The 22015-nt window shown below is 64.3% G+C and carries 20 protein-coding genes and 1 riboswitch; of the genes, 6 read left to right on the top strand and 14 right to left on the bottom strand.

From position 1 onward, the window contains the following. Nucleotides 1-279: 279 nt before the first annotated feature. From IB263_RS08475 to IB263_RS08510, 8 genes are all read right to left on the bottom strand, one after another. Nucleotides 280-558 (bottom strand): hypothetical protein, encoded by a 279-nt coding sequence (locus IB263_RS08475; protein WP_034788099.1) that lies wholly within the window; start codon nt 556-558, stop codon nt 280-282. 168 nt (nt 559-726) lie between these two features. Beyond that, complete coding sequence (locus IB263_RS08480) at nt 727-3534, bottom strand: mechanosensitive ion channel family protein (protein ID WP_162741178.1); 2808 nt, start codon at nt 3532-3534, stop codon at nt 727-729. A 126-nt stretch (nt 3535-3660) separates the two neighbouring features. Further along, the gene (locus IB263_RS08485) at nt 3661-4221 is read right to left on the bottom strand and encodes a DUF924 family protein (RefSeq protein ID WP_192438259.1); all 561 of its coding nucleotides are present in this window, start codon (nt 4219-4221) and stop codon (nt 3661-3663) included. Nucleotides 4222-4312: 91 nt separating this feature from the next. Next, nucleotides 4313-5296, bottom strand: coding sequence for an iron ABC transporter permease (locus tag IB263_RS08490; protein ID WP_113506228.1), 984 nt, complete (start codon nt 5294-5296; stop codon nt 4313-4315). Nucleotides 5297-5383: 87 nt separating this feature from the next. Further along, nucleotides 5384-6337 carry an ABC transporter substrate-binding protein gene (locus tag IB263_RS08495; protein WP_060601113.1) on the bottom strand — a complete coding sequence of 318 codons (954 nt, stop codon included), beginning with the start codon at nt 6335-6337 and terminating at the stop codon, nt 5384-5386. Further along, complete coding sequence (locus tag IB263_RS08500) at nt 6334-7137, bottom strand: ABC transporter ATP-binding protein (protein WP_060584840.1); 804 nt, start codon at nt 7135-7137, stop codon at nt 6334-6336. The genes IB263_RS08495 and IB263_RS08500 overlap by 4 nt, the downstream gene beginning before the upstream one ends. Nucleotides 7138-7159: 22 nt before the next feature. Beyond that, on the bottom strand, nt 7160-7573 hold the full coding sequence (locus IB263_RS08505; RefSeq protein ID WP_034788085.1) for a DUF1636 domain-containing protein: 414 nt from the start codon (nt 7571-7573) through the stop codon (nt 7160-7162). 104 nt (nt 7574-7677) lie between these two features. Beyond that, a riboswitch (cobalamin riboswitch) is annotated at nt 7678-7894 on the bottom strand. 177 nt (nt 7895-8071) lie between these two features. Then, nucleotides 8072-8548, bottom strand: coding sequence for a RidA family protein (locus IB263_RS08510; RefSeq protein ID WP_200949942.1), 477 nt, complete (start codon nt 8546-8548; stop codon nt 8072-8074). A 481-nt stretch (nt 8549-9029) separates the two neighbouring features. Here IB263_RS08510 and aspT point away from each other — a divergent pair, with 481 nt between their 5' ends. The 3 genes from aspT (at nt 9030) to IB263_RS08525 (ending at nt 14288) form a co-directional block, all read left to right on the top strand. Further along, nucleotides 9030-10718 (top strand): aspartate-alanine antiporter, encoded by a 1689-nt coding sequence (gene aspT, locus IB263_RS08515; RefSeq protein ID WP_226020693.1) that lies wholly within the window; start codon nt 9030-9032, stop codon nt 10716-10718. Nucleotides 10719-10776: 58 nt separating this feature from the next. Then, nucleotides 10777-12429, top strand: a complete 1653-nt coding sequence (locus IB263_RS08520) for a bifunctional aspartate transaminase/aspartate 4-decarboxylase (protein ID WP_051659121.1) — start codon at nt 10777-10779, stop codon at nt 12427-12429. Nucleotides 12430-12608: 179 nt separating this feature from the next. Beyond that, nucleotides 12609-14288 carry a TrkA C-terminal domain-containing protein gene (locus tag IB263_RS08525; RefSeq protein WP_192438261.1) on the top strand — a complete coding sequence of 560 codons (1680 nt, stop codon included), beginning with the start codon at nt 12609-12611 and terminating at the stop codon, nt 14286-14288. A 177-nt stretch (nt 14289-14465) separates the two neighbouring features. Here IB263_RS08525 and IB263_RS08530 read toward each other — a convergent pair whose 3' ends face one another. The 4 genes from IB263_RS08530 to IB263_RS34655 form a co-directional block, all read right to left on the bottom strand. After that, nucleotides 14466-14945 (bottom strand): SRPBCC family protein, encoded by a 480-nt coding sequence (locus IB263_RS08530; RefSeq protein ID WP_192438263.1) that lies wholly within the window; start codon nt 14943-14945, stop codon nt 14466-14468. Nucleotides 14946-15073: 128 nt separating this feature from the next. Next, complete coding sequence (locus IB263_RS08535) at nt 15074-16849, bottom strand: SLC13 family permease (RefSeq protein ID WP_034788081.1); 1776 nt, start codon at nt 16847-16849, stop codon at nt 15074-15076. A gap of 208 nt (nt 16850-17057) precedes the next feature. Further along, the gene (locus IB263_RS08540; protein WP_192438265.1) at nt 17058-17213 is read right to left on the bottom strand and encodes a hypothetical protein; all 156 of its coding nucleotides are present in this window, start codon (nt 17211-17213) and stop codon (nt 17058-17060) included. Further along, a complete protein-coding gene (locus tag IB263_RS34655) occupies nt 17210-17830 on the bottom strand; it encodes a DUF4339 domain-containing protein (protein ID WP_371814062.1) in 621 nt (206 codons plus the stop codon). The genes IB263_RS08540 and IB263_RS34655 overlap by 4 nt, the downstream gene beginning before the upstream one ends. 246 nt (nt 17831-18076) lie before the next feature. On the opposite strand from IB263_RS34655, the gene IB263_RS08550 reads away from it, so the two are divergent. Further along, nucleotides 18077-18376: a hypothetical protein gene (locus IB263_RS08550; RefSeq protein ID WP_034788071.1), complete on the top strand. Its 300-nt coding sequence runs from the start codon at nt 18077-18079 to the stop codon at nt 18374-18376. A gap of 18 nt (nt 18377-18394) precedes the next feature. Here IB263_RS08550 and IB263_RS08555 read toward each other — a convergent pair whose 3' ends face one another. Then, nucleotides 18395-19288 (bottom strand): LysR substrate-binding domain-containing protein, encoded by an 894-nt coding sequence (locus IB263_RS08555; RefSeq protein WP_192438269.1) that lies wholly within the window; start codon nt 19286-19288, stop codon nt 18395-18397. A 142-nt stretch (nt 19289-19430) separates the two neighbouring features. Between IB263_RS08555 and IB263_RS08560 the strand changes: the two genes are divergently transcribed. Together IB263_RS08560 and IB263_RS08565 are read left to right on the top strand one after the other, a co-directional pair. Beyond that, nucleotides 19431-19823, top strand: a complete 393-nt coding sequence (locus IB263_RS08560) for a RidA family protein (protein WP_060584830.1) — start codon at nt 19431-19433, stop codon at nt 19821-19823. A gap of 1 nt (nt 19824) precedes the next feature. Continuing rightward, nucleotides 19825-20937: an NADH:flavin oxidoreductase gene (locus IB263_RS08565; RefSeq protein WP_192438271.1), complete on the top strand. Its 1113-nt coding sequence runs from the start codon at nt 19825-19827 to the stop codon at nt 20935-20937. Between the two features lie 72 nt (nt 20938-21009). On the opposite strand, the gene IB263_RS08570 is transcribed toward IB263_RS08565, so the two are convergent. After that, entirely contained in the window at nt 21010-21975 is a 966-nt protein-coding gene (locus tag IB263_RS08570; protein ID WP_113189802.1) for an MBL fold metallo-hydrolase, read from the bottom strand. Between the last annotated feature and the right edge of the window lie 40 nt (nt 21976-22015).

Consider the following 22015-nt stretch of genomic DNA (forward strand, 5'->3'; position numbering starts at 1 on the left):
CGCGCGTCACCCCAACGCCCAAGCGTGCTACCGGCAATGCAGCCTGTCAATGCAAGGAGAGTGTCCGGCAGGCCCGAGGCGGGCTTGCCCGCCCGAACGAATGAGAGCTTCGGCGCCCGCGCCCATCCCTTGGGATTAGGCTTGGAGCGAAGAAAGCACCGCGACCGTTACTAGAGGGGTTGCCGGCGCCATCAGCGACGGCACCTGCCGAGCTATCGAGCGAATGGAGTGCCGCCCGACAGCGGCGCGCCTGCCGCGCCGCTGTCGCGGAATGAAAGGTTACTTGACGACGACGTTGCCGTTGACGATCTCGACGTTCTCATCGCCCTGCAGGCCGATGCGGTCACCGCTCGGCGCGGTGACGAAACAGCCGCTGGGGCAGATCATTTCGGTCGCTCCGGATGCGATCGCCACTTCCACACGGCTTTCACCCTCGACGACGATCAGAACGGCGGTCTCGCTGTCCTTGTTCGTGACAGTCGCGGCACTGGCAGCACCGGCCATCGGCGCCCCGGCCATCAGCAAACCGGAAAGCAAAGCAATCACAAATTTCTTCATCGCCCATCGACGCCAGACGCGCCGCCCTCTTGCCGAGCCGGCCGCCCCGTCGGTTACGCGACGCTGCGCCGGCCACCTCTTCAGCCGATGACCAGCGTAGTCGGTCACCAGAAGAATTGCATGCTTTTTATGGCAGGCCGGCTGAATAGTGGCTGAACGGTCCGTTTATCAGCGGTTTGGGTTTGCCCGGCGGCTGGCGCTCCGGCGGCTGCTTGCCCCCTCCACTTCGCGCTCCTCGTCGAGCGGCGCCGCAGCGGCAGTTTTCTTGTCCGAAGCGGCAGACTTGGCTGCGGCCCTTTCCTCGGCGGAGGTGGCGCCCTTCGGCTCGCCGACCTCTTCCGGGTGGTGGCTTTCGATGCCGGTCTGGTCCTCGACCGGCACGTCCTCGATCTTGACCGGGAACGGCGCACCGATGCCCTCGTCGCGGAAGCGTTCGTAGATCGAGACACGCAGGTCGTTGCGCACGCCGCCGCCGGTCAGGACGTCGGCCACGTAGATGCGCAATTCGAAGGTCATGCGGTCATCACCAAAGGCGGTGAAGCCGACGCTCGGCGACGGGTTCTTCAAGACCATGGGATGGGCGGCCGCGATCTCGGCGAGCAGCTCCATGATCCGGCGCGGCTCGCTGGCATAGGTGACGGTGATGGCGATTTCGGAGCGGCCAAGCTTGTTGCGGTGCGTCCAGTTGCCGACCGAGGCGTTGATGAGCAGCGAGTTCGGCATCATGATCGACTGGTGCTGGAATGTCTCGATCTCGGTCGCGCGGACAGAGATGCGCTTGACGAAACCTTCCGTCGTGCCGCTGACGATCCAGTCCCCCACCTTGAACGGGCGCTCGACGAGCAGGATGAGCCCCGAAACGAAGTTCGAGACGATGTTCTGCAGGCCGAAACCGACACCGAGCGAGAGAGCACCGGCAACGAGCGCGAGGTTGGAGAGGTCGATGCCGGCCGCCGACAGGCCGATCAGCCCCGCAAGCCCGACGCCGGTATAGCCGATGCCGGTGCGGATCGAGTTGCGCACGCCCGCATCGACCCGGCTGCGTGCCATGATGTTGCCGTCGATCCAGCGCTGCACGAAACGGGTAACGGCGTAGCCGAGCGCGAAGAACAGGATGCCGGCGAGGATGCCAACCAGCGAAATCGTGATCGAGCCGATCTTGATCTCGGTCACCATCCGGTAGGCCCAGGACTCGATGTCGGCGACCTGGAAGCCCCACTGCAAGAGGATCAGCGGGATGAAGAACATCACGACCAGCGCGTAGATGCTGAGGCCCGCGGCAAGGCCGATCTGGTCGAGCGCCACCTGTTCGAGATTATAGCGCCGCTCGAGATAACGCCCGGCGGCGGTCTCCGCAAAGGCGCCCTGCTTGGCAACCGCCCGGCCGGTGAGGATGCCGATATACATCGTGACGAGGATCGCGCCCGTAATGATGATCTGCGTGGCGATGAAGCGGGCAAGACCGACATAGCCCGACACAGCGGCAATGATGAGCAAGGCGCCGGTCGCGAGCAGCGCGAAAGACACCACCCGCGGCCAGGCGCGGCCATGGGCATCGAAGGATTCATCCTTCCTGAGCGTCGGCTTGATCCAGGCCGAAGCCATGATGATGAGGCCGATGACGATGGAGGCAATGTAGCTCTTGACGACGGTCAGGACGACAGGCGAACCGAGCGCCTCGCTGACGCCGCCGAAGAGGTAGTCGAGGCCGTTGACCAGCGCCATGGCGAAGATCGCGATCATCAGCATCCGCGCGCCGCGATCGGAAACCCGGACGAGCCGCCAGCGCGAATCGCGCGGCGACAACACGGCCTGAGCGAGCCTCGTCACGAAGAAGACGACGACGGCGACCCCGAGCGTGATTGCAATGATCGGTGCGATATCGGAACGCAGCACGTTGAAGCCGCGCAGGAACAGAAAGCTCGAGACCGCGAAGGCGGCCGACGCGATGGTCGGGATCAGTGTCGACCAGAATGCGACGGAGAGCCGCCGGAAGTAGCTCGGCTCCTCATCGGTAATGTCATGCTCGATCAGCGGGCGAAAGAGCCTGCGGCTGCCGGAAAGGAACACGAGCGCCGCCAGCAGCGACAGGAACAGCGCCGTCAGGAGCGGCACGCGCTTGTAGTTCCAGGCAAAGCTCAGCCAGCTACCGACGCTGCGCGACAGCACCCGGGTCTCGTCCGCCGTCGCCGTCAGCGCGTCGTCGAACATTCCGGTCGACACTTCGGTATTCTTCAGGAGCGTATTGGAAAACAGCGCGCGCCTTGTCGCGGTAATGGCGTTGGACAGCTTCGTCGCCTGCACCGACAGGCCTTCCGCCTCGCCGGTCAGCGCATTGATGGCACCACGTTCGGCCATCAGCCGCTTGCGCTCGGCCGTCACAATGTCGGCTTCGGGCGGTTGCCCCTCGGCCGGCGGATCGCCAAGTTCGGTCAGCCGCGCCTTGATTTCGTCGAGGCGCGGGCGGGTCGAAACCGAAACGCCGATGATCTGTTTGGCGAGCGCGTCGACCTGAACCTTGAGGTCGGCAAGCACGATGTCGTCGTCCTTGGCTTTCTCGACCCGTTCGGTCAGTCCCTTCAGTTCCTCGTCGGCCTTGGTCAGCTGCTCGGCCGCCTGGCTCTGGGCCGGCGGCGTCGCATCCGCCGGCAAGGCATCGGCCGCCGGCTGGGCATTCTGGGCAGGCTGTGTGGTTGTCGCCGCAGGTTCCGTGGCACCGGGGGTCGCCCCGTTCTCCGCTGGCTGCGCCTCCTGCGCCGGCTTGCCGGCAGCAGGCTGGGCGGCGGTCTGGGACGATTGTGCCCCTTGCGGCGATTGCGCCGGCTGTGCCGATTTCTGGCCCGCCTGCCCGTTTGCCTGTGCGGTTTGTTGCGCTGTCGGCTGCGCCGCCTTCTGGGCCATGACCGGGCCGCCCACGGCAAGCGCCAGCAGGCAGACGAGAATGGCGGGCAGTTTTCCGACAGAACGCAATTTCATGATCCTTGCAGATTGAGACCGTGGTCCGGAATCGCTCCGGCCGTCTTCACGTTTCGATGTGAATACGAAAGACGGCGGAAAGATGCAAAGAACGGCGATAAATCCCCGTCAGCGCCCGCTTTCCCGTTAAAAACCGGCGCCGGGCTGCGCCAGATAGGCAAGTTCGGCCTCCGTCGAGGGCCGCGCCAGGAAGGCGTTGCGATGCGGGAAACGACCGAACTGCTCGATCACCTCGCGGTGCCGGATGGCATAGTCGAGATAATCGGCATCGCCGAGCTCGGTAAAGAGCTTCACCGACATGGTCTGGTCGGTAAGGTTTTCCGAATGCTCGAAGGGCAGATAGACGAAGGCGCGCCATTCCGGCTTGATCGCCATGTCGGCACCGGCGCCAACGGCGAGCTTGGCCTCGTGCAGTGCCAGGCAATCGGTAGCAAAGGCGAGCGGCGTGCCGCGAAACATGTTGCGCGGCATCTGGTCCAAAAGCACGATCGCCGCCAGCCGGTTTTCCGGGCTCGCGCGCCAGATCTCGTCGACACCACGGGCCAGCGCCAGGTGCGACGCCTGGAAGCGGCGGATACAGGACTGGTCGAGTTCGTGGCTCGTCCCGAACCAGTCGTCATAGGTGAGTTCGCCAAACCAGAAATTCAGAACGTCCTGCGGCGTGCAGATGTCAGCTTCGTTCGCCATATGCTCCTCATGCGGGCCAATCGCCGATCCCTCGGCTGCGCTAACACATAGGCCGGAACCGGCCCTTGTCCATAACGTGTTCCTACCCGCCTTACGCGCGTCGCTTCAGGATGGCAATGAAGGCGATACCGCCGACGAGCCCGGTGACGACGCCGATCGGCATGTCCTCCGGCGCCATGATGACGCGGGCCGCCAGATCCGCAAGGATGAGCGTCAGCGCCCCGAAGAAGGCCGAGAGCGGAATGACCCGCACGTTGTCGCTGCCGGCCAGAAGCCGCACGAAATGCGGCACCATCAGCCCGACGAAACCGATCGCGCCGGAAAAGGCGACCATCACCCCGGTCAGAAGTGCGGTGACGACGAACAGCGTCAGCCGGAAGCGGCGCACGGGAATGCCGAGCGTCATCGCGGTTTCGTCGCCCATGGCGAGCGCATTGATTTCGCGCGCCCGGATCATCAGCCAGCCGAGGGACGCGAAAAGCACCACGCCGGGATAGACGAGCTGCGACCATTGCGCCAGGCCAAGACCGCCGAGCATCCAGAAGATGACCGTATGGGTCGCCCTCGGGTCCCCAAGGAAAATCATGAGGTTGCCGACGGATGTCAAGACGAAGGCGACCGCGACGCCGGCCAGCACGAGACGGTCGGCGCTGCTGCCGAGCACGCGGGAGACGAAGGCGACGAGCACGGTTGCGAGCAGCGCGCCGGCAAAGGCAAAGAGCGGCACCGTGGCAAGACCGAGGATCATGCCGGTGTGCAGCAGCGCCACGATCGCGCCGAGCGCGCCGCCGGAGGAAACGCCCAGCAGATGCGGATCGGCAAGTGGATTGCGCGTGACCGCCTGCAGCACGGCGCCAGTCAGCCCCAGCCCGGCGCCGACGAGGCCCGCCAGCATGACGCGCGGCAGGCGCACGTCCCAGACGATGCTCTCGCGCCCCGCCGACCAGAAAGCCTCGACGCTGCCCGGAGAAATCTTGCTGGCGATGATCGACCAGACGGTCGCAACCGGAATCGGCGCCGAGCCGAGCGATACGCCGGCCGTGACGGTCAAGGCCAGCAGCAAAAGCGCCGCCATGAGACCGGCACCCGCCTTCAGCGCCCGTGCCGGCGCTAGGCGTGAAACGGCGACGGAACCAGGCGACGCATCCTCAGCCAGCATCGCTTACAGGCCCTCGCCCTGAAAGGCCTTGGCAAGCCTGGCAATGGCGTCGATGTTGCGCGGGCCTGGCGTCGCCTCGACATAATCGAGCACGACGAAGCGATCGTTCTTGACGGCATCGACATTCTTGAAGGCCGCATTGTTCTTCATGAAGGCGATCTTGTCCTCGGCCTTCACCTCGCCGTAGTTGACGATGACCACCACTTCCGGGTTGCGCTCGATCACCGGTTCCCAGGAGATTTCCACCCAGCTCTTTTCCACGTCGTCCATGATGTTGGCGCCGCCGGCGGCCTCGATCATCGCCGTCGGAATGCCGAAGCGGCCGGAAGTAAACGGCTTCTCTTCGCCGGAATCATAGACGAAGACCCGCGTCGGGTTAGCCTTGCCGGCGGTCGCCTTGGTGATTTCGGCAAGCTGGCGGCGATAGCCGTCAACCAGCGTCTCGGCGCGATCCTCGACGCCGAAGATGCGGCCGAGATTGAGAAGATCGACGAACATGTCGTTCATATCAGGCTTCTGCTTGGCCATCACGTGGATGCAGGATTCGGTCAGCTCGTAGACGCCGATCTTGAAGGGCGCCAATGTCTCGGGCGTGACCTCGCCGCCGACCTTCATGCCGTAGTTCCAGCCGGCAAAGAGGAAATCGGCATCGGCGTTGAGCAGCACTTCCTTGGTCGGATATTTCTCCGAAAGCTCCGGCAGTTCCTTGACGCCTTCGCGCAGCTTCTCGTCCAGCGTCTTCCAGCCGGAAACGCCGGTATAGCCGACCATGCGGTCCTGGAGCCTCAGCGCCAGCATCATCTCCACCAGGTTGACGTCGTTGGCGATCGCGCGCTTCGGCGCCGCGTCGAAGGTCACCTCGCGGTTGCAGCTCTTGACGGTGACCGGATAGGCGAGCGCCGGCGTGGCGGCGGCAAGCACGAAAAGAAGGGAAAATGGGGCAATATTGATCTTCATGAAATCGATCCCTGTCGAGGAAGTGAAAAGGAAAAGCGGGCGCCGCCGGCAGCGGCATTGTGAACGGTGGCGGTGACGCCGAAGGCGGCCGAAAGCTCGCCGGGGCTAAGCACCTCTTCGGGCGGGCCGAAGGCCGTCAGCCGCCCGGCGGTCAAGATCGCGACATCTGTCGCAAACTCGGCGGCGAGGTTGATGTCGTGCAGCGTCGAGACGATTGTCAGCTTCAGCGTCTGCAAGAGCTCGAGGATTTCGAGCTGGTGGCGGATGTCGAGATGGTTCGTCGGCTCGTCGAGGATGATGATGCGCGGTTCCTGCGCCAGCGCGCGGGCGATCAGCACCCGCTGCTTCTCACCGCCCGAAAGCGTCGAGAACTGGCGACCGGCAAGATGGGCGAGATCGAGATGCGCGAGCGCATGCTGCACCCGCTCGCGGTCGAAATCGTTCCAGCCGCTCAGGCCCTCCCGCCGCGGAATGCGTCCCATCATCACGACGTCGCGCACGCTGAAGGGAAAATCGCCGGGCATCTCCTGCAAGACGACGGCGATTGTCCTTGCCGCCTCGCGCGCTGAGATCGACCAGAGATCGACGCCATCGACCGAAACACGGCCGGCGTTCGGCTGCACCGCCCGGTAGAGGCAGCGCAGAAGCGAGGTCTTGCCGGCGCCATTCGGCCCGAGGATCGCAAGCCGGCTGCCGGCCGCGATCGCAAAGCCGATGTCGTTGACCAGCGTCAGGCCCGAACGCGGCCCCCAGCGAAGGCCCTCGACCGTGAGGGCTGCACCCGTTGCGTTGCAGCTCATGGGTTCGTTCCTCTGCGCGACCTCATTGGAAGTGCCCGCCAAGATCTTCGGAGACGAGCATCGCCGCGGGAATGCGGGCAAGCGTCTTGCCTTTCAGCCCGCGCGGCCGTTCCGCCGCCCGCGTCATGCCATCGCCACGCTCGGCATAGGTTGTGGCAAAGCGCACGAGATCGTCGATGTCCTCTTCCGGCGAGACGTCGCCGAAGAGATAGGTCGCCTTCCCCGTTGCCTGGAAGGCGATGGTGCAGGGCCGCGTGCAGGCCGCCATGCAGACCGTTCCGGCGATCGAGAAGTCGCGATCGAGCGGTGCGCCGAGCGCTGCGATGCTCAGGTTGAGCCGCTTGATCAGCTCGGCACCGGGCACGCATGGGCCGCCGGTGAAGCGGCAATCGGTGCAGACCGTTATCTTGTGCTGTCGGAAATTCGGCTCAGCCATTCCTGCCCTCCGCCGGACTGACGGCAAGAGATGGCGAAACGGCAAGAGGACGGAAAACCGTCGTATGAAAGCCAGTTCTTTTCCATCGGAACACCCCGTCCGTTGTGGTTGATCGGTTCGATGGCAGGTCTCCTGGCTCGCGGGTCGTGGCGCATCCACGTCTTCCCGGTCTTCGACCAGTGACATGGTGTGAATGCGCTTTCCGCTCACAGTTGCGGGGGCAGCCACGGTCTCGGCCCCATCAGGGTCGTCCGTTCCGTGTTCCCTTTTCAGCCGCTTCCGCATTGTCGCGGACGCAGCACCATCAACGCCTTCCTCGCATGAATCGGCAGATGAGACAACCGCACGACACAGGCGGGAGGGATCTATCAACATGCGGCGTTTCGTCATGCGAGATTTGTTATTAAATAACATTACGTAACGCAAGCCGAAAATTGGGCGCCGGACACAATCCGACGCCCGCGATAGCGACCACGCTAAAACACGTGCCGTGCTACCTCAGAACTCCGGCGGCAAGAGTTCGGCCGTCAGCGTCACCGCGACAGAGGCGTTGCCCGGCAGGTTGCGCACGCCGCAGACGGAGCGAACATGGCCAGCCCTTTCGCCAAAGGCGGCCGCCAGAAGCTCGGAAGCACCGTCGAGGACCTTCGGGTGCTCCAGGAAATCCTCAGTGCAGGCGACATGTCCCTCCAGCCGGACGATCTGGCGAATACGCTCGAAACGGCCGAGATGCTCATGGATCTGCGCCAGCGCGTTGAGCACTGCCAACTCTGCGGCCTTGCGCCCCTCGTCGATGGTCACATCGCGCCCGAGCAGCCCCGTATGCACGAAGCGCCCGTCCAGCAATGGCCCCTGCATCGAAACATGAAGCATCTCACCCGCCTCGATCACCGCGCGATAGGCGCCGAGCGGCCTCGGCGGCGTCGGGAGCTGAACGCCAAGTGCGCCGAGCCTTCGGATAACCTCGTCCATCATTGCTTCCCCTCCTCGTCACCTTACGAACCGGCCGCCTTGCGGAGACGACACCGCCTTTTTCTCAAGCCCTCGAAATTCTGCCGCCCCTATCGCAAGCAGCAAGACGCGCCGTTCCGTGCCCAGCAACTTTTCCAAGCATAACCAAGAGAAAACGCCTCATGCCTCACGTTGGGAGATAACGTTACGAATTACAACACCAGAGTTGAAGTGCCATCGCGATCCGGGCCAGTGCCGCGGTCTTGCGATCGAATGCGACCGACACATCGTGGCGGCCTCGATCCCCAACCCCAAGTAAAAACGCTGAAATGTAACATACGTTACGCTCACGTAACCCTATGCCCGTTGAGAATTTCGACGACCGAAGCGACAATTGCCGGGATTAAGATTGGGCATCGACAAGCCTCGGAAACAAGCTCAACTTAGCCGCGCAGATCCCGAAATGAAGTGACGGCAACTCAACTTTCAGAAGGGAATAGCATCAGTGAATCCCATTGATTTCTTCGTCGACACGCTTCGGACCTATCCGCCTGTCGCCGTCTTCCTCGCCCTCGGCATCGGCTTCCTCATCGGTCCGATCAAGGTCGCGGGGTTCAACCTTGGAAATGTCACCGCCACGCTGCTTGCGGGCGTTCTCATCGGACAGCTGGGTATCCAGGTTTCCGGCGACCTGAAATCCACCCTGTTTTTGATTTTCCTCTTCGCCGTCGGCTACGGCGTCGGGCCGCAATTCGTGCGGGGCTTGAGCACCGATGGACCGAAACAGATCGCCTTTGCGCTCTCCGTGCTGGTGCTGTGCCTCGTCGTTCCCTATCTCTGCGCGCTGATTGCCGGGCTGCCGCTCGGCTATGGCGCCGGCATGTATGCCGGCTCGCAGACGATCTCGGCTGCAATCGGGGTTGCGACCGACCAGATCAATTCGCTCGGGCTGACGCCGGAGCAGGCCAAGACCTTTGCCGACCAGATCCCGATCGCCTATGCGGTGACCTATATCTGGGGCACGATCGGCTCGGCGATCATCCTCGCCCAGCTCGGTCCCAAGCTTCTTGGCATCGACCTTCCGGCGGCCTGCCGCGAATACGAGGCCAAGCTCGGCGGTGGCAGCGAAAGCAGCGAGCCCGGCATTACCCGCGCCTATCACGACTTCGGCCTCCGGGCCTATCGCGTCGACGCGGCAAGCGGGCTCACCGGAAAACCGGTCAAGGACATCCTTCCCGGGATCCGCGTCTTCGTCGAGCGCCTGCGGCGCGGCGACCAGATCATCGAGGCCGATGGCAACACCGTGCTGCAGCCGGGCGACGTCGTCGCCTTTTCGGGCCGGCGTTCGCTGCTCGTCGAAAACCTCGACAACAAGCTGCTCGAGGTCGAGGACAAGGAGCTGCTCAACGCGGAAGCCGAAGTCCTCGATGTCTACGTGACCAGCAAGGCGCTCGCCGGCAAGACGCTGGCGGAAGTCAGCACCATGGATTGGGCGCGCGGCGTCTATGCTCGCAAGATCATCCGCTCGCTGGTTGAGATCCCGGTGCTGCCCGGGACGACGGTCGAGCGCGGCGACATCGTCACCATCGGTGGCGCGAAACGCCATGTCGAAGCGGCGATCAAGGCGCTCGGCTTTGCCGACCGGCCTGTCGAGACGACCGACATCGCCTTTCTCGGCTGGGGGCTTTTCATCGGCGCGATGATCGGTGCGCTGACGATCACGATCGGCGGCATCCCGATCGGCCTTTCGACCTCCGGCGGCGCGCTTCTGGCGGGCCTCGTGCTCGGCTGGCTGCGCACCACCTACCCCGCCTTCGGCCGCATCCCGTCACCGGCGCTGTGGCTGATGAACACGCTCGGCCTCAACATCTTCATCGCCGTCGTCGGGATCGGCGCCGGCCCGGGCTTTGTCGCAGGCCTGCAGGAGGTCGGCATTTCGCTGTTCATCTGGGGCGTGGTCGCCACATCGATCCCGATGATCGCCTCGGTGCTCCTCGGCCACTATGTCTTCAAGTTCCACCCGGCGATCCTGTTTGGCGCCTGCGCCGGTGTGCGAACGACGACGGCAGCGCTCGGCATGATCCAGGAGGCGGCCAAGAGCAAGGTGCCGGCGCTCGGCTACGGCATGCCCTACGCCATCGGAAACACGCTGCTGACCATCTTCGGCCTCGTCATCGTCATCATGCTCGCCTGAGGCGAACGGGCGAAGCCGACCATCGTTCAAAATGCATAGATCACAGGGAGTGTGGACCATGTTGGACAGAAATTTCTACGACAGCCTTTCCGATCTCAGCCCGTTCGAAATCAAGGACGAACTGATCAAGCTCGCCAAGTCGAGCTCACAGAAATCCGCCAAGGCTTTCCTCAATGCCGGCCGCGGCAACCCGAACTGGACGGCGACACGCGCTCGCGAAGCCTTCTTCCTGCTCGGCCAGTTTGCGCTGACGGAAGCCAAGCGCGCCTATTACGACCCGAAGGCCGGCGTGGCCGGCATGCCGCCGAAGGACGGCGCCCACGCGCGGTTCGAAAAGTGGACGAAGAAGCTGCTGCAAAACACGGCTGACTGGGACGAAGAGGATGAAGGCATCCCGCCGGCAAAGACGCTTTCCGACGCCGTCAACTACGCCATCACCACCTTCCGCTTCGATGCGGACGCCTTCGTGCACGAGCTCACGGACTCGATCATCGGCGACAACTATCCGGTTCCCGATCGGGCGCTGCACCACAACGAGATCATCACCCACGAATACCTGATGTGGGCGATGTGCGCCGGCCACCGACCGAAGGCAAAGTTCGACCTTTACCCGGTCGAAGGCGGCACCGCCGCCATGTGCTACATCTTCAAGGCACTGAAGAACGCCCGCCTGCTTAACGCCGGCGACACGATCGCGCTCGGAACGCCGATCTTCACGCCCTATCTCGAAATGCCGGAGCTGGAGGACTACGATCTCAAGACCATCAACGTCAGCGCCGAGCAGGAGGACCGGTTCCAGTTCACCGACGAAGACATCAAGGCGCTGGAGAACCCCAAGGTGAAGGCGTTGTTCCTGGTCAACCCCGGCAACCCGTCCGCCGTGGCGATGGATCCGGATTCGATCAAGCGCCTTGTCGACCTCGTCAACAAGAAGCGCCCCGACCTGATCGTGCTGACGGACGACGTCTACGGCACCTTCGTTCCGGGCTTCCAGTCGCTGCTTGGGCATCTGCCGCGCAACACGATCGGCGTCTACTCCTATTCGAAGTACTTCGGCTGCACCGGCTGGCGCCTCGGCGTCATCGCCGTCGCCGAGGACAACATCTTCGACGAGAAGATCAAGGCCCATGGCGAACCGATCCAGAAGCTCCTCGAAAAACGCTACAAGGCGATGACGCCGAAGCCGCGCGAGGTGAAGTTCATCGACCGCATCGTCGCCGACAGCCGCGACGTGGCGCTGAACCACACCGCCGGCCTGTCGCTGCCCCAGCAGGTGATGATGACGCTCTTCGGCCTGGTCGAGCTGATGGACGTCGAGAAGGCTTACCAGAAGGCCTGCATCGCCATCTGCACCAAGCGCTTCTGGAACCTGATCGAGGGCATGGGCGTCGAGTCCAATCCGGGCATCTATTTCGACCACTATTACGGCATCATCGACTTCGAGTTCTGGCTGCGCAAATATGTCGGCGAGGATGTCGTCACCTGGGTGAAGGACAACATCCACCCGCTCGACATTCCCTTCCGGCTTGCCGAGGACCACGGCATCGTGCTGCTCAACGGCTCGGGTTTCGATGCGCCCAGTTGGTCGGCACGCGTCTCCTTCGCCAACCTCAATGACGAAGCCTATTCGCAGATCGGCCGCGCCGTGCGCTCGGTGGCGCGCGGTTACGTCCAGACCTACCAGGCCGCCAAAGGCCTGAAGATCAGCTAGCCGATCGGGCGGCCGGCAGCCATGCTGACCGCCCTTCCCCAACGCCTGGCCAGTGTTTCCTTCGGCCGACAAGCATCCCCGCATCTCCGGCTGGCGACTTTCTTTCCGCCGGCTCAGCGACCAGCGCATCATCCAGCTGAAGCGGCTTTCTTCGGCTTGGCACCGGGAGGAACCGCCGCGTGATCGACCACCTGTTCAGCATCCTGCGGGCGCATCCGGAGCTTGCCCTGTTCCTCGCGCTCGGCATCGGCTACGCGGTCGGCAAGATCACCATCTTCGGCGTCACCATCGGCGCCGTCACCGGCTGCCTGCTGGCGGGCGTGCTGATCGGCCAGACCGGTGCTGTGCTCTCCAACGACGTCAAGCAGGCGTTCTTCCTGCTCTTCCTCTTTGCCATCGGCTACCGCACCGGCCCGCAATTCTTCCAGAGCCTCAACGCCGACGCGCTGCCGCAGATCGCCGTTACCGTCACGCTCTGCGTCGTCGCGCTTGCCGTTGCGATCGTGCTCTCGATGCTCTTCGGCTTCGATCTTGGAACGGCAGCCGGGGTGCTCGCCGGCGGCGCGACGGAATCGGCGACCGTCGGCGTCGCGATCGACACCTTCCGCAAGACGGCACCGACGCCGGAAGCGGCGAGCCAGTTCGAATCCGCCGTGGCGACCGGCTTTGCCGTCGCCTATCTCGTCGGTGTCGTCACCGCCATCCTCGTCCAGTCGCAACTGGCGCCGCGGATGTTCGGCCGCAGCCTCAAGGAGGCCTGCGCCGAGCTAGAAGCCGAACTGAAGATCGCGCCGCAGACGAGCGGCGACACCGCACGGCGCGAAATCGAGGCGCGCGCCTTCGTCATTGCCGACGCACTGGTGGGGCTGGCGGTCGCGGAAGCCGAAGCGCGCGTTCCCGAAAACCAGAAGGCCTATATCGAGCAGATCCGCCGGGGCGAGGAGATCATCACCCCAACGCCCAAGGAGCGCCTGCAGGCTGGAGACATCATCGCCGTTGCCGGTCTTCGCGGCTTCCTCGTCGAATATTCCAGCCGGATCGGCACCGAGATCGACGACCGCACGCTGCTCGATATCCCGGTTGAAGTGCTCGATATCGTGGTAACGAACAAGGAGGTTGCGGGAAAACGCCTGTGGCAGCTGAGGCAGCAGCCGGAAGCGCGCTCGGTGTTCCTGCGCGGCATCCTGCGCGCCGGCCAGCCGATCCCGATCTTCCCTGGCCTCACCGTCCGCCGTGGCGACGTGATGTCGATTGCCGGCGCCAGACGCCATGTCGAGGAGGTGGCGAAGCTGCTCGGTTATGCCGACCGTGAGACCACCGCAACCGACATGGTCTTTGTCGGCGTCTTCATCTTCCTCGGCGGCCTCATCGGCATCCCTGCCCTGAAACTCGGCGCGCTCGAAATCGGCCTCGGCGTCGCCGTCGGCGTGCTGATCGCGGGCCTTTGCGCCGGCTGGCTGCGCTCGGTCCGGCGCACCTTCGGTTTCGTGCCGGAGGCAACCCTCTGGTTCTTCGACAGCGTCGGGCTCTGCGCCTTCATCGCCTGCGTCGGTATCTCGGCCGGCCCGAGTTTTGTCGCCGGCCTCGTCCAGTCCGGCCCGGCGCTGGTCATCGCCAGCCTGCTGATCTGCCTGATCTCGCATCTGGCCGCACTTGCGCTCGGCCGCTGGGTCTTCGGCATGAACGAAGGCGTGCTCGCCGGCACCTGCTGTGGCGCCGGAACCTCAGCCCCGGCGCTTGCCGCCGTGCAGGAGGCGGCCGGAAGCAAGGTCCCGACACTCGGCTACGGTCTCGGCTACGCGATCGGCAACGTGCTGCTGGCGCTCTGGGGCGCGGTTCTCGTCACCGTTCTGGCGTAGCGCAGCGAGGCTCCGCTCGGTGTCGAACTGCGAGAAGGTGCGGTTGCGAGGGGGCCAGCCGACCGGACAACCCCGCCGCGGCGCGCCCTCTCGTAACGACACAAGAACGCGCGGCCCACAGCGGCAGCGCCCGCAAATTGTGTCGAACGCGCCCGTCCGATTGACGACCGCCAGGGGCTAGACGCCTTCCAGAAAGTGCGCTTTCTGCGCCGGATAATAGTCTGAAAATGACGGCAAAGCCTTGCCGGCGCGCGCGGCGACCAGCATATCGAGGTAATATTCCCAGCCCGGCCCGACGTCGCCTGCGAGTTTCGGGTCGCTCAGATGTTGAACCAGGCGCAACTCCGTCGTGTCGCCCGTCTGCGTAAACGTCAACGCGATGCGCCACTCGCCGGCGTCATCCTTCATCGCCACGACCAGGCGGTGCGGCGCGGCGCACTCCTCGATCAGGACATCCGTCCATGGCTGGCTTTTCTCATGGAGCAGTTGCAGCCGCACGGTCTTGCCGGGCCCCGCTTCGCCTTCCCAGCGGCCGAACCAGAGCGCGGTGCTCTCGGACTTTGTCACGCTCGTCCAGACGTCGGCGATGGGTGCATGAAACGTGCGCGTCAGGATCAGGTCATTGCCACTGACGTGGCCGGTGGGCTTGGGGCTCATGCCATCTTCTCCCTCTTGTCGCTCACGGATAGGCAAATCTGCGGCGGGCGCTACCGCGCGTCTACCTGTACACGGTCGCGGCTATTTATGCGAGCATCCCTGTCGGCGAGGTGCCAGTCGCACCACACCTAACGCAGCGGCCACACCAGCATCAGTGTCGGGATGCTGACGATCACGATCACCACCGACAGCGGAAGGCCGAGGCGCGGATAGTCGCTGAACTTGTAGCCGCCCGGCCCCATGACCAGCGTGTTGCACTGGTGGCCGATGGGGGTGAGGAAATCGCAGCCGGCGCCGATGGCAACTGCCATCAGGAAGGCTTCCGGCTTGTAGCCGAGCGCGCCGGCGAAGCTCGCGGCGATCGGCGCCATAACGAGCACGGTGGCGGCATTGTTGAGGAACGGCGTCACCGCCATGGCGGCAAGCAGGATGATCGTCAGCGCGCCGGCCGGCGGCAGGCCTGCGGCAACCGTGCCGAGCCAGGCCGCAATGACATCGGTGCCCCCGGTCGTGCGCAAGGAATCGCTCACCGGGATCAGCGCCGCCAGCATCACCAGGATCGGCCCATCGACCGAGCGATAAAAATCGCGCAAGGGGATGATGCGGAAGACGACCATGGCGAGGGCTGCCGCGAAAAAGGCGATCGGCACCGGCACAAGTCCAACTGCCGTTGAGCCCATCGCGGCCGCCAGAACCAGAAGCGGCAGCGGTGCCTTTCGCGTCGTGCCAAGCAGGATCTCGCGCTGCGCCAGCGGCAGGCAGCCGAACTCCTGCAGGAAGAGCGTCAGTTCGCGCCGCGCGCCCTGCAGCACGATGATGTCACCTGCCCTCAAGCGGATACTGCCGAGCCGCTGCTTCAGCCTCTCGCCCTGGCGGCTGACGGCCAGCAGGTTGATGTTGTGGGTGTTGAACAGCGCCAGGCGCTGTGCCGACATGCCCTCGAGCGGGGAACCGCTGCCGACGACAGCTTCGATCGCCTCGATCTCGTCCCCGGCCTTTTCCCGCCCATGCGGCGCGCGGTCGCCGGCAATCTTCAGCTTGCCTTGCGAGACGATGCGATCGAGCGCTCCCGGACCGCCTTCAAAAATCAGGATGTCCTCGGCTTCGAGGGTAACGTCGGGAAGCGGCGCCAGATGCAGGCCGCGGCGAAAGATGGCGATGACGACAGCGCCGCCGTCGCCCAGTTTCACCAGATTGCTGAGCGCCTTGCCGATCGCCGGCGAACCGGCGGCAACAACCGCCTCGGACGTATAATCGGTGATCTCGATCGCCGAATGGACGGAGACCTGGCTGCTGGAGCGCTGCGGCACCAGCTTGTAGGCAAAGAGCAGGAAGATGCAGCCGACCAGCGCCAGCGTCGCGCCGACGGGCGTGAAGTCGAACATCGTGAAGCTCTCGCCGGTCAGCTCCTGGCGCACCCGTGAGACGACGATGTTCGGCGACGTGCCGACCTGGGTCATCAGCCCACCGATCAGCGAGCCGAAGGCCATCGGCATCAGGAAGACCGAAGGCTGGACATTCGACCGCCGGGCAAACTGGAAGGCGACCGGCAGCATGATCGCCAGCGCCCCGATGTTCTTGATGAAGGCGGAAAGCACTGTCACCGTGATGACCAGCAGTGCGAGCTGGGCCCGGACCGATGAGATGTTCGGCAGGAACCGCTGGATGGCGGCGTCGACGATCCCCGAGCGCGCCACCCCGGCGCTGACGATCAGGGCGCTGCCGACGATGATGACGATGTCGTCGCTGAAACCATCGAAGGCATGATCGTAAGGCACGATGCCGACGGCGACCGCCAGCATCAGCGCCGAACAGGCGATCACGTCGTATCGAAACCGCCCCCAGATAAAGAAGACCATCATGGCGCCGATGACGAGAAACGCGAGAGACTGTTCGGCGGTCATGCAATATCCGGGTTCAGCAAAGAGACTGGGCGGGACGGGACGTGCGGCCGACACAAGCCGAAACGCGCAATCCGCGCAGAAGTTCACACAAGACGTAACCCATGTTTCGGCAAATCGGAATTCATCTCAGCGACAAATCTGGGCATGAGTGCGAAGCGCATGGACCGCCGGCCGCGCCCGGCGGCGAGGCGACAGCCCCTGCCGCCCGCTACTCGATGGTCCCGAATACGGCCGTCTCCAGCGTATCGATCGCCTCGCCCCGCTTCTTGCCCTTCATCAGAAATCCAACCATCCGCCAGGCGTCTCGCCCGCGCAGCGCAATGGTTATCTCGGCGGTGGCGTCCGGTTCCTTGAGCGACTTCATCGCCAGGCGCCCCTTGGCCGTTGATCATAACCGGCGTCCAGTCCGCGCTCGCCTCGTATCCCGCCCTCGCCTGCAGTTCGGCGAGCACCTCGGCATATGGCCGTTCGTTCATTGTTGCCGGGACCTGCTCGTGCCCGCCGCTTGCTTGGTCCGCGCTGATCGCGAAGAGCATGTTGTCGCGCGAGAGATCCTCGACGTGCCAGGCGGCCTCGAACGTCGTCTGCCTGCTTATCACCGGATTGACGAAGGTCTGCATCGGGGGCGGCGGGCCACCAAGGCAGCCGGTATGTAAAGCAGCAGCATGTCGAAAATGCGCGCCAGAAAACGGGGCCATGGCCGGGCAAGCGGATATTCGGGCACTGGCGGCGGCGCGTCGGCGGACGGCCCGGGTCCTGGCGTCGCGCGGCGGAGGCCGCTTTGATTTCGGCCATGTCGCAGGCCGGGATCCGCTCCCCGTGTCCCTGCCGCCAAACCAGCACATCCGTTGAAAGCTCGTCCCGCGCTATCATCACCAGCAAAATGTTGTCGCTCACGGGCCCGTGTCGCTCGACCCGATCACATAGTGCCACGCTGCCATTTCGCCCCCAAAGGCGTGTCCAAAAAAGCTCGGAACGCACCCGAACGCCAGGTTGCGCGCAAGCCCGCCGCAACTGTCGCGATCAGGCACTCCACAACTGGGACAAGCCGTGAACATTTGCAAGCATTGCTTGCCGGAATCCGCATGACAGAACTTGGAAATTTCCGTTTAAGCGCTACACTTTAGAAGAGAGTGCTGGACCGCACCGGCAACGATCGTCCAAGGCGTTTCCGCCTGACGCTTGACGCCGTGTGGGCCAGGCTCAGCCATTCTGAGGATCGCCGACATGAAACACGCTTTTGCCGCCCTCTCCGTCGTGCTGCTTCTCAGTGGCTGCACGGCGACCACCGGCCCCGACATCAGCTACGGTTACTCGCCGAACATGCAACCGATTCCTGGCAGCATCACCTATGGCGGGCAACCGCGCACCAAGCTGAAGAAGGCACCCGTCGGCAGCATCGTCCCGCACCAGTTCATCGATTCCTACGGCCGCAAGGTCTACGAGACCTATATCATCGAGCCTGACCGTTCGTTGCGCCTCACCAGTCGCCGTTGGGCGCCGGACTTCCTCGGCTTCGACGACTGAACGAGATCACCTCACGGATCAGGCATCGCCGCTGAACTGCGCGTGCACCCAATCGCGAAGCACGCGGGTCGCTGGCCGGTCCGCCATGCGCGCACTGTAGACCAGGTCGTATCGGTCGCTTTCCAGCGTCAGGTCGAACGGCTGGACGAGAATGCCGGAGGCAAGCTCCTCGGCGACCAGCGTGAGGCTCAAGAGGGCAATTCCCTGCCCGGCGATGGCCGACTGCACGGCATGGATCTCGTCGGTAAAGGAAAGCCCCGCGCCGGCCTCGACATCGGTGGCGCCAGCCCGTTCCAGCCATTGCCGCCAGACCGGCGCGCGCGCATCGTGGCGGCGCAGCGTGCCCCAATCGTAGTGGATGAGCGTCGCGTGCTTGAGGTCCGCGGCACTGGCCGGCGCCAGTCGCGGCACGCAAACCGGGGCGAAACGATCGGCGAACAGCGGTTCGGTGACGAGGCCCGGATAATCACCGCCGCCAAGGCGGATCGCAGCATCCGCATCCACCTCCAGATCGACCATCCGGTGGGAGGCGTCCAGCCTCAGCGTCCACTCGGGATAGGCTTCGCGGAAGGAACCGGCAAGCGGCGCCAGGCGCTTGGCGACGAAGGCGACGGTGGACGTCAACCGCGCCACCTTGCTTGCCTCCTGCCGGCGCATGTCGGCGATCGCCTGCTCGAAACGGTCGAGGCCATCACGCAGCACCGGAAAGAGCACCTTTCCCGCAGTGGTCAGCCGGACCTGCCGCGTCCCTCGTTCGAAGAGCTTGGTCTCCAGCCTCTCCTCCAGCTGGCGGATCTGGTGGCTGACGGCAGTGGCCGAGACGTTCAGTTCCTCGGCCGCCAGCTTGAAGCTCATCCGCCGGGCGGCCGCTTCAAAGACCCTGAGTGCGCCGAGCGGCGGCAACTTCCTCATGATTTCCTCAATGGATGAACTCAGCTCATCTGTCGGCTGAGAAATCACTCTTTGTCAGCCGCTGAATGCCCAAGCATATTAGGATCAACAGCCAAGGCAACAGCGCCAAGCTGAGAAAATCTCAAGCATGAAAGGACATCTTATGTCTCTCGAACAGGTCGTCACCCAGCCGGATCCCTACGCGCCCTTCCTGCTTTCCCAGGCGATCAAGGCCAATGGCTTCGTCTTCGTCTCCGGTCAGGCGGCAATCGGCGACGACGGCAAGCTCGTCGGCGTCGGTGACTTCGACCGCCAGGCCGAACAGGCGTTCCGCAACCTCGACCGGGCGCTCAAGGCGGCGGACTCTGGGTTAGACAAGATCGTCAAGGTCACGATCTTCCTGCGCTCCATGGAGAATTTCGCCAAGATCATCGAGCTGCGCCGCACGTGGTTTTCCGCCCCCTATCCCGCCGACAGCATCATCGAGGTCTCCTCGCTCTATTCACCGGACGCGCTGATCGAGATCGAAGCGATCGCGCTCGATGGAGGCAAGTGACATGAACGCACCGTTTGGCATCGCGTCCCCCGCCTTCACCGGCACCCGTCTCAAGGGGCTTGATTTCGCCAATCGCCTGTCCGTGGCGCCGATGACCCGCATCAGCGCCACGGCGGCCGGCGCGCCCAGCGAGCGCATGCAGCACTATTACCAGCGCTTCGCCCGCGGCGGCTTCAGCCTGATCACGACCGAGGGCATCTACACCGACAAGGCCTATTCCCAAACCTACAAGGACCAGCCGGGCCTGACCGACCGGGAACAGGCTCTCGCCTGGCGACCGATCGTCGAGGCCGTTCATGCGGAAGGCGGGCGCATCTTCGCGCAGCTCATGCATGGCGGCGCGCTGGCGCAGGGCAACCCGCACAGGCCCGAGACGGTGGGCCCCTCCGCCGTCCGGCCGAAGGGCAGCCAGTTGACCGGTTATCACGGCGACGGCCCCTATGCCCTGCCGCGCGAAATCAGCGATGCCGAAATCGCCGAGGCGATCGAAGGGTTCGCCAGTGCCGCCCGGTTTGCAATCGAGGTTGCCGGTTTCGACGGCATCGAGATCCACGGCGCCAACGGCTATCTGCTCGATCAGTTCTTCACGGACTTTTCGAACCGGCGGGCGGATCGTTGGGGCGGAGATATCGTTGAGCGGCTCGGCCTGTCGCTCGAAGTGCTGAAGGCAGTGCGCGTGGCGATCGGCCCCGACGTCCCGCTGGGGCTGCGGCTCTCCCAGGGTAAGGTCAACGACTTCAGGCACAAATGGGCAGAACGCGAACAAGGTGCAGCCCGCGTGTTCGAGGCGCTCGCCGAAAGCCCGGCAGACTTCGTGCACGTGACCGAGTTCGAAGCCTGGAAGCCGGCCTTCGAGGGCGGCGACGCGTCGCTCGTTTCCCTCGCCCGCCGCCACGCGCCGCGCCTGTTCATCATCGCCAACGGCAGCCTGCACGATCTCGACCGCGCCGAGGAGGTGATGGAAGCCGGTGCCGACATGATCGCGCTTGGCCGCGGCGCGCTCGTCAATCCCGACTGGCCACAGCTCACCGCGAAACGCACCGCTCTGCGTCCGTTCGACCTGCCGTTCCTTGCGCCGATCAGCGATATCAAGGACAGCGAACTGGCTCTCTGAATGCAGAGAAACGGGCGCGCCCCGCAGGAGGCGCGCCCGTCAACTGTCCTAGTGATTGCCGGCTCCAGGCGGTCACCCCGCCGCCACGAAGCGATAGGCCGCCCCGTTGCGCTCCGCCCGCCCGATCCCCGGATAGGCCCAATGATAGCCAAGCAGCGCCAGCCGCTCCGACGCGGCCCGGTCGATCAGGGCCTTGCGGTTCTTCAAGGCCAGCTCCGCATCCGTGTCGAAGCCGAAATGCCAGTCGGGGTGCTCAAAGAAGACGATGTTGCTGGTGACCGCATCGCCCGTGATCACCAAGCCCTCATGTCCGGCGCCGTCACCGCCGGAAAGCTGAAGCGAGATATGACCGGGTGTGTGGCCCCGCGTGTCGAGCACCTGCATGCCGCTGACGATTTCGTCGCCGGGCTTCACCAGGGTCAGCCGGTCCTTGACCGCAAAGAGATCGCGCTGCGCACCCTTGGCAAAGCCATGAAGCACCTGCGGCATGGTCTTTTCGAAGTTGGGATCGGTCCAGAACCGCCATTCCCCCTCCGAAACGAAGTACTGCGCATTCGGAAAGGCGAGCGTGCCGTCGGCGCCAACGGTGCCGCCCGCATGGTCGGGATGGGCATGCGTCAGCACCACCTTCGTCACCGCACTCGGGTCGATGCCGGCCGCAAGCAGATTGGCGTGAAGCTTGCCGGCGCTCTCCTGGAAACGTGTGCCCGAGCCGTCGTCGACCACAATCAGATCGTCGCCAGTGCGAATGACCGGAATATTGGTGTGAAACGGCGCCTTTTCGGGAGTGCCGCCAAGCCGGCGCATGATCTCCGGCCGCTCTTCCGCCGTTGCATCCGGCAGCACGATGCTGACCGGCAGCATGATGAAGCCGTCGCTGACGACGGAAATATCGAAGCCGCCATGCCGGAAACGTTTGATATCTGCGGCATGGGCACCTTTCGGCAGCAGGGCGGAGGCTGCAAGCGCACTGGTGCCTGCAAGGAATTCACGACGGCCGGGGCCGGAGACGTCGGTGGGATTGTGGGAAGAGGTCATGGCTCTGATCCTTGGCTGAAGCGTTTGACATAGGGTGCCG

The organism is Ensifer sp. ENS03 (assembly GCF_014852035.1).
Lineage (GTDB): Bacteria > Pseudomonadota > Alphaproteobacteria > Rhizobiales > Rhizobiaceae > Ensifer > Ensifer adhaerens.

Coding starts and splice junctions, on each gene's coding strand:
- IB263_RS08475 (WP_034788099.1), bottom strand. CDS start 558: ATGAAGAAATTTGTGATTGCTTTGCTTTCCGGTTTGCTGATGGCCGGG.
- IB263_RS08480 (WP_162741178.1), bottom strand. CDS start 3,534: ATGAAATTGCGTTCTGTCGGAAAACTGCCCGCCATTCTCGTCTGCCTG.
- IB263_RS08485 (WP_192438259.1), bottom strand. CDS start 4,221: ATGGCGAACGAAGCTGACATCTGCACGCCGCAGGACGTTCTGAATTTC.
- IB263_RS08490 (WP_113506228.1), bottom strand. CDS start 5,296: ATGGCGGCGCTTTTGCTGCTGGCCTTGACCGTCACGGCCGGCGTATCG.
- IB263_RS08495 (WP_060601113.1), bottom strand. CDS start 6,337: ATGAAGATCAATATTGCCCCATTTTCCCTTCTTTTCGTGCTTGCCGCC.
- IB263_RS08500 (WP_060584840.1), bottom strand. CDS start 7,137: ATGAGCTGCAACGCAACGGGTGCAGCCCTCACGGTCGAGGGCCTTCGC.
- IB263_RS08505 (WP_034788085.1), bottom strand. CDS start 7,573: ATGGCTGAGCCGAATTTCCGACAGCACAAGATAACGGTCTGCACCGAT.
- IB263_RS08510 (WP_200949942.1), bottom strand. CDS start 8,548: ATGATGGACGAGGTTATCCGAAGGCTCGGCGCACTTGGCGTTCAGCTC.
- IB263_RS08520 (WP_051659121.1), top strand. CDS start 10,777: ATGTTGGACAGAAATTTCTACGACAGCCTTTCCGATCTCAGCCCGTTC.
- IB263_RS08530 (WP_192438263.1), bottom strand. CDS start 14,945: ATGAGCCCCAAGCCCACCGGCCACGTCAGTGGCAATGACCTGATCCTG.
- IB263_RS08535 (WP_034788081.1), bottom strand. CDS start 16,849: ATGACCGCCGAACAGTCTCTCGCGTTTCTCGTCATCGGCGCCATGATG.
- IB263_RS08540 (WP_192438265.1), bottom strand. CDS start 17,213: ATGAAGTCGCTCAAGGAACCGGACGCCACCGCCGAGATAACCATTGCG.
- IB263_RS08550 (WP_034788071.1), top strand. CDS start 18,077: ATGAAACACGCTTTTGCCGCCCTCTCCGTCGTGCTGCTTCTCAGTGGC.
- IB263_RS08555 (WP_192438269.1), bottom strand. CDS start 19,288: ATGAGGAAGTTGCCGCCGCTCGGCGCACTCAGGGTCTTTGAAGCGGCC.
- IB263_RS08560 (WP_060584830.1), top strand. CDS start 19,431: ATGTCTCTCGAACAGGTCGTCACCCAGCCGGATCCCTACGCGCCCTTC.
- IB263_RS08565 (WP_192438271.1), top strand. CDS start 19,825: ATGAACGCACCGTTTGGCATCGCGTCCCCCGCCTTCACCGGCACCCGT.
- IB263_RS08570 (WP_113189802.1), bottom strand. CDS start 21,975: ATGACCTCTTCCCACAATCCCACCGACGTCTCCGGCCCCGGCCGTCGT.